General features: G+C 53.8%; 2 protein-coding genes, 1 tRNA gene and 1 rRNA gene. All 4 read left to right on the forward strand.

Translation table 11 applies throughout. The annotated features are described in order from the left end of the window. On the forward strand, nt 1-155 hold a 155-nt coding region (locus tag VZP09_RS21365), incomplete at its 5' end, for a TonB-dependent receptor (RefSeq protein WP_237879467.1). Next, a complete protein-coding gene (murI, locus tag VZP09_RS21370; RefSeq protein ID WP_002883026.1) occupies nt 100-951 on the forward strand; it encodes a glutamate racemase in 852 nt (283 codons plus the stop codon). The genes VZP09_RS21365 and murI, both read left to right, overlap by 56 nt. Nucleotides 952-1,347: 396 nt before the next feature. After that, nucleotides 1,348-2,887 (forward strand): 16S ribosomal RNA (locus tag VZP09_RS21375). Nucleotides 2,888-2,958: 71 nt separating this feature from the next. Then, nucleotides 2,959-3,035 (forward strand) — tRNA-Ile (locus VZP09_RS21380). Nucleotides 3,036-3,039: the final 4 nt, after the last annotated feature.

The following is a 3,039-nucleotide window of genomic DNA, read 5'->3' on the forward strand; positions in this document are numbered from 1 at the left end:
TGAGCCTCTGGGATGTCGGTTTATCGTATCCCGTCACCTCACACCTGACAGTTCGTGGTAAAATAGCCAACCTGTTCGATAAAGATTACGAGACAGTTTATGGCTACCAATCTGCAGGACGGGAATACACCTTGTCTGGCAGCTACACCTTCTGATCCACGTCCCACCGTGCTGGTGTTTGATTCCGGCGTCGGTGGGTTGTCGGTTTATAATGAGATTCGGCAGCTGCTGCCGAATCTGCATTACATCTATGCTTTCGATAACGTTGCCTTCCCCTATGGCGAGAAGAGCGAGGAGTTTATCGTTGAGCGCGTTGTGGAAATCGTTACCGCTGTCCAGCAGCGTTATCCCCTGGCGCTGGCGGTGATCGCCTGCAATACCGCCAGTACCGTCTCCCTGCCTGCCCTGCGTGAAAAGTTCGCTTTCCCCGTCGTTGGCGTGGTGCCGGCGATCAAGCCCGCCGCCCGTTTAACGGCGAACGGCATTGTTGGCCTGCTGGCGACGCGCGGTACCGTAAAGCGTCCTTATACCCGTGAGCTGATCGACCGCTTTGCCAATGAATGTCGGATTGAAATGCTGGGGTCGGCGGAGCTGGTGGAGCTGGCGGAAGCGAAGCTGCACGGCGAGCCTGTGCCGTTAGAAGAGCTGCGCCGTATCCTGCGCCCGTGGCTGCGGATGCAGGAGCCGCCGGATACGGTGGTGCTGGGCTGCACCCACTTTCCTCTTTTACAGGAGGAGCTGCAGCGCGTTCTGCCGGAAGGCACACGGCTGATCGATTCCGGCGCGGCAATTGCCCGACGCACCGCCTGGCTGTTAGAGCATGAAGCGCCGGATGCGAAGTCCAGCGACGAGAATAAAGCATTCTGCATGGCGCTGACGGCAGAAACAGAACAGCTTTTACCCGTTCTGCGTCGCTATGGCTTCTCGACGCTGGAAAAATTACCGCTCTAAGGGCGTTTTGCACAAAAAAGAGACGGTTGAATAATTTTTTGAAAACAGGGCTTGTCAACGTCTCAGAACTCCCTATAATGCGCCTCCACTGACACGGAACAACGGCAAGCAAGCCGCCGGGTCAGCAGGGTTTTAGCGGTGAAGTTCAGCGCTAAAAACTGACAGAGAAAAGCAAAATAAGGGCTTGACTCTGAATGAGGAAAACGTATTATACGGGACCTCGCAACGGTGAGCTGAAAGCCGCGTTGCAACTGCTCTTTAACAATTTATCAGACAATCTGTGTGGGCACTCAAAGTGACATGGATTCTTAACGTCCTCGGACGAAAAATGAATACCAAGTCTCAAGAGTGAACACGTAATTCATTACGAAGTTTAATTCTTTGAGCATCAAACTTAAATTGAAGAGTTTGATCATGGCTCAGATTGAACGCTGGCGGCAGGCCTAACACATGCAAGTCGAGCGGTAGCACAGAGAGCTTGCTCTCGGGTGACGAGCGGCGGACGGGTGAGTAATGTCTGGGAAACTGCCTGATGGAGGGGGATAACTACTGGAAACGGTAGCTAATACCGCATAATGTCGCAAGACCAAAGTGGGGGACCTTCGGGCCTCATGCCATCAGATGTGCCCAGATGGGATTAGCTAGTAGGTGGGGTAACGGCTCACCTAGGCGACGATCCCTAGCTGGTCTGAGAGGATGACCAGCCACACTGGAACTGAGACACGGTCCAGACTCCTACGGGAGGCAGCAGTGGGGAATATTGCACAATGGGCGCAAGCCTGATGCAGCCATGCCGCGTGTGTGAAGAAGGCCTTCGGGTTGTAAAGCACTTTCAGCGGGGAGGAAGGCGGTGAGGTTAATAACCTCATCGATTGACGTTACCCGCAGAAGAAGCACCGGCTAACTCCGTGCCAGCAGCCGCGGTAATACGGAGGGTGCAAGCGTTAATCGGAATTACTGGGCGTAAAGCGCACGCAGGCGGTCTGTCAAGTCGGATGTGAAATCCCCGGGCTCAACCTGGGAACTGCATTCGAAACTGGCAGGCTAGAGTCTTGTAGAGGGGGGTAGAATTCCAGGTGTAGCGGTGAAATGCGTAGAGATCTGGAGGAATACCGGTGGCGAAGGCGGCCCCCTGGACAAAGACTGACGCTCAGGTGCGAAAGCGTGGGGAGCAAACAGGATTAGATACCCTGGTAGTCCACGCCGTAAACGATGTCGATTTGGAGGTTGTGCCCTTGAGGCGTGGCTTCCGGAGCTAACGCGTTAAATCGACCGCCTGGGGAGTACGGCCGCAAGGTTAAAACTCAAATGAATTGACGGGGGCCCGCACAAGCGGTGGAGCATGTGGTTTAATTCGATGCAACGCGAAGAACCTTACCTGGTCTTGACATCCACAGAACTTAGCAGAGATGCTTTGGTGCCTTCGGGAACTGTGAGACAGGTGCTGCATGGCTGTCGTCAGCTCGTGTTGTGAAATGTTGGGTTAAGTCCCGCAACGAGCGCAACCCTTATCCTTTGTTGCCAGCGGTTAGGCCGGGAACTCAAAGGAGACTGCCAGTGATAAACTGGAGGAAGGTGGGGATGACGTCAAGTCATCATGGCCCTTACGACCAGGGCTACACACGTGCTACAATGGCATATACAAAGAGAAGCGACCTCGCGAGAGCAAGCGGACCTCATAAAGTATGTCGTAGTCCGGATTGGAGTCTGCAACTCGACTCCATGAAGTCGGAATCGCTAGTAATCGTAGATCAGAATGCTACGGTGAATACGTTCCCGGGCCTTGTACACACCGCCCGTCACACCATGGGAGTGGGTTGCAAAAGAAGTAGGTAGCTTAACCTTCGGGAGGGCGCTTACCACTTTGTGATTCATGACTGGGGTGAAGTCGTAACAAGGTAACCGTAGGGGAACCTGCGGTTGGATCACCTCCTTACCTTAAAGAACCTGCCTTTGNAGTGCTCACACAGATTGTCTGATGAAAATAGAGCAGTAAGTAATCTCTGCAGGCTTGTAGCTCAGGTGGTTAGAGCGCACCCCTGATAAGGGTGAGGTCGGTGGTTCAAGTCCACTCAGGCCTACCAAATT

Source organism: Klebsiella sp. EMBS2024 (assembly GCF_036233805.1).
GTDB lineage: Bacteria > Pseudomonadota > Gammaproteobacteria > Enterobacterales > Enterobacteriaceae > Klebsiella > Klebsiella pneumoniae.

Bases quoted from the DNA above. Each gene is read 5' to 3' on its own strand.
- murI (WP_002883026.1), top strand. From the start codon at position 100: ATGGCTACCAATCTGCAGGACGGGAATACACCTTGTCTGGCAGCTACA.